The organism is Pseudomonas citronellolis, from assembly GCF_029335315.1.
GTDB classification, from domain to species: Bacteria; Pseudomonadota; Gammaproteobacteria; order Pseudomonadales; family Pseudomonadaceae; genus Pseudomonas; species Pseudomonas citronellolis_A.
Map to the genome: position 1 here is coordinate 1 of NZ_JARJLT010000246.1, position 3187 is coordinate 3187.

Consider the following 3187-nt stretch of genomic DNA (forward strand, 5'->3'; position numbering starts at 1 on the left):
GCCCTGACCCCGCGGGTTCGCCCGCAACGGAGGCAAGCATGCGTTACCTCATCCGAGCGTTCTACCTGCTGTCGCTGTTGTCCCTCGCCGGCCTGGCCCAGGCCGGTCAGACGCCGAAACAGATCGTCGACGCCTACATGGCGGCGTGGAACGCCCACGACGCCGAGAAGGCCGCCGGCTACCTGGCCAAGGACGCGGAGTACTTCGACGTTACCGTCGGCACCCCGCAGAAAGGCCGCGAAGCCGCGCGCGACAATGTGATCAAGGTCTTCGTCGGCGCGGTCCCGGACCTGAAGTGGAAGATGAACGGCACGCCCATCGTCGGCAAGGACGGCATCGCCTTCCAGTGGACCTTCAGCGGCACCAACACCGGCGCCTGGGACGCCCAGACCCCGGCCACCAACAAGCCGCTGTCGTTCGACGGGGTCAGCTACGTGAAGGTCAAGGACGGCAAGATCGTCTACCAGGGCGACTACTACGACGCCCTCGGCCTGCACAAGCAACTGGGCTGGTAAGCGGGTTACGACCGACTGTACCCACGTAGGATGGCGTTGAGCGCAGCGATACCCATCGAGCCTCGCGCAGGCAGCATGGGTATCGCTGCGCTCCCCCCATCCCACGACCCTGCTCCCGCCGAAAGCTCATGTCCCACGGGACAGTGCCAATACCTGTAGAACTGCCCCTGCTTCCATCTGCCCAAACCTCTCAACGCAGTAACCCATCATGCAGAGCACCCTCGAACGCCCGGCCACGGCCAAGACCGCCGAAACCGACCAGACCCGCTCGACCATCGACCAGGTCAAGCTGCTGATCGCCGACCTGAACCTGCGCTGGACCGAGATCAGCAAGGTTTCCGAAGTCATCAAGCAGATCGCCAAGAACACCAACCTGGTGGCCCTCAACGCCGCCATCGAGGCCGCCCGCGCCGGCGAGAGCGGACGCGGCTTCGCCGTGGTCGCCGACGAGGTGCGCCGGCTGGCCACCCAATCGGCCAACGCCACCGCCGACATCGGCAACGTGGTCGCCTCGATCCGCAGCGAGAGCGCCAAGGCCCTCGCCGACGTCGAGCGCGCCGAGCACTCCAGCCTGCTGGACGGCGCCCGCGTGCTGCTGGCCAGCGAGGCGCAGCGCCTGGAAGCGCGCTTCGCGGTGATGGCCACCGCGCTCTACGGCCTGAAGCACTTCATCGTCGGCCTCAAGTCGCGCAACCTCGGCCCGCAGCGCGAGCAGGTGGACGCGGTGATGCACGAATACCTGAGCCGCAACCCCGAGCTGCTGGCCTTCGCCTGCGGCTGCGAGCCCAACGCCCTGGACGGCCGCGACGCCGAGTTCGTCAACGCCCCCGGCCACGACGCCACCGGCCGCCTGATGGCCTACTGGAACCGCGGCGGCGGCGTGCCGCAGCGCGAGTGCCTGGTCGGCTACGACCGCCACGACGGCTCCGGCGACTGGTACCAGGTGCCCCGTGACCAGGGCCGCGACGTGTTCATGGAACCCTACGAGTACACCGTGGCCGGCAGCACCGTGCTGATGACCTCGTTCATGTCGCCGATGTACCACCAGGGCCGTTTCCTCGGCATCCTCGGCGCCGACTACACCCTGCAGCAGCTGCAGGAAACCCTCGGCCGCCTGACGCCGATGGGCAACGGCCACTACCAGCTGCTGTCCAACGCCGGCACCTGGGTCACCCACCGCGACGCCGCGCGCCTGGGCGGCAAGGCCAACGACCTGCCGGCCGAAGCCTTCAGCGCCATCGCCCAGGGCCGCGCCTGGCACCAGCAGAAAGGCGCGCGGGTGGACCTGCTGCAACCGATCCGCGTGGGCGAGAGCGAGGCGGCCTGGTCGCTGCGGCTGAGCTTCGAGCTGGCCCAGGCGGGGGGCTGACGATCGGCCAAACGGCGGATAACCCTGGCGGGTTATTCGCCCTACGCTGCTGGCCAATTCGGCGTCACCGGCGAACACCACTCATTCCCGCAAGCACGGATAGCCCCCTCTCCCTTCAGGGCGGGGCGCGCAGCCGAGGGTTGGGGAGAGGGAGCGGAGTCAATCCCGGACACCACCGCCGCCGGGAAACATCGTTCGCGAGCAAGCTCGCTACTACGAAAGCAGCCGCGCAGGAGCCCGCGCCTACACCTCGATGATCACCTTCAACGCCTTGTTCTTCGCCGCCTGCCCGAAGGTCTCGTAGGCCTGGAGGATGTCGTCGAGGGCGAAGCGGTGGGTGATCAGCTGTTCGGGCTGCAGCTTGCCGGCCTGCACGCTCTTGAGCAGCATCGGCGTGGTCACCGCGTCCACCAGGCGCGTGCGCAGGGTGATGTTGTGCGACCACAGGCGCTCCAGGTGCAGCTGCACCGGCACCCCGTGCACGCCGAGCACGGCGATGTCGCCGCCGGGGGCGATGAGGTCTTCGCAGAGGCTGAAGGTGGTCGGCACGCCCACCGCTTCCACCGCGCTGTCCACGCCCAGACCATCGGTCAGGGCGCGCACCTTGTCCAGCAGTTGCGGGTCGGCGGCGTTCAGGCAGTCGCTGGCGCCGAAGCGCTTCGCCACCTCCAGGCGGTTGTCGTCGAGGTCGATCATGATGATCCGCGCCGGCGAGTAGAACTGCGCCGTCAGCAGCGCCGCCAGGCCCACCGGGCCGGCGCCGACGATGGCGACGTTGCCGCCAGGCTGCACGCGGCCGTTGAGCACGCCGCACTCGTAGCCGGTGGGGAGGATGTCGCTGAGCATCACCATGGCCTCTTCGTCGGCGTCGGCCGGCAGGTGGTAGAGGCTGGTGTCGGCGTGGGGGATGCGCACCTGTTCGGCCTGGGTGCCATCGATCAGGTGGCCGAGGATCCAGCCGCCGGTGCGGCAGTGCGAGGTCATGCCCTTGCGGCAGAAGTCGCACTTGCCGCAGGCGCTGATGCAGGAGATGAGCACGCGGTCGCCGGGCTTGAACTGGCTGACCGCCGAGCCGACCTGTTCCACCACCCCCACGCCCTCGTGGCCGAGGATGCGCCCGGGGCGGCAGGCCGGGACATCACCCTTGATGATGTGCAGGTCGGTGCCGCACAAGGTGGTACGCAGCAGGCGCACCACGGCGTCGCCAGGGGCCTGCAGGACGGGATCGGGACGTTCTTCCAGGGCGATGTCGCCGACACCGCGGTAGACCAGGGCTTTCATGGCCGGACTCCTGTTTCGGGAA

The 3187-nt window shown here is 68.6% G+C and carries 3 protein-coding genes and 1 pseudogene; 3 read left to right on the forward strand and 1 reads right to left on the reverse strand.

Annotated elements, in window-relative coordinates; genetic code table 11:
• The first annotated feature begins 38 nt into the window (after positions 1–38).
• The 3 genes and pseudogenes from P3W75_RS18660 (at position 39) to P3W75_RS18665 (ending at position 1884) form a co-directional block, all read left to right on the forward strand.
• Complete coding sequence (locus tag P3W75_RS18660) at positions 39–515, forward strand: ester cyclase (RefSeq protein ID WP_276228800.1); 477 nt, start codon at positions 39–41, stop codon at positions 513–515.
• A 208-nt stretch (positions 516–723) separates the two neighbouring features.
• Positions 724–1017 (forward strand): annotated as a pseudogene (locus tag P3W75_RS31920) (methyl-accepting chemotaxis protein); the annotation flags it as partial.
• A complete protein-coding gene (locus tag P3W75_RS18665; RefSeq protein WP_430765385.1) occupies positions 1018–1884 on the forward strand; it encodes a cache domain-containing protein in 867 nt (288 codons plus the stop codon).
• A gap of 243 nt (positions 1885–2127) precedes the next feature.
• Here the strand turns inward: P3W75_RS18665 and P3W75_RS18670 are convergent, their stop codons facing one another.
• Positions 2128–3165 (reverse strand): zinc-dependent alcohol dehydrogenase family protein, encoded by a 1038-nt coding sequence (locus P3W75_RS18670; RefSeq protein WP_276228802.1) that lies wholly within the window; start codon positions 3163–3165, stop codon positions 2128–2130.
• Between the last annotated feature and the right edge of the window lie 22 nt (positions 3166–3187).

Excerpts from the sequence above, each read along its gene's own strand:
- P3W75_RS18660 (WP_276228800.1), top strand. The coding sequence starts at position 39 with ATGCGTTACCTCATCCGAGCGTTCTACCTGCTGTCGCTGTTGTCCCTC.
- P3W75_RS18670 (WP_276228802.1), bottom strand. The coding sequence starts at position 3,165 with ATGAAAGCCCTGGTCTACCGCGGTGTCGGCGACATCGCCCTGGAAGAA.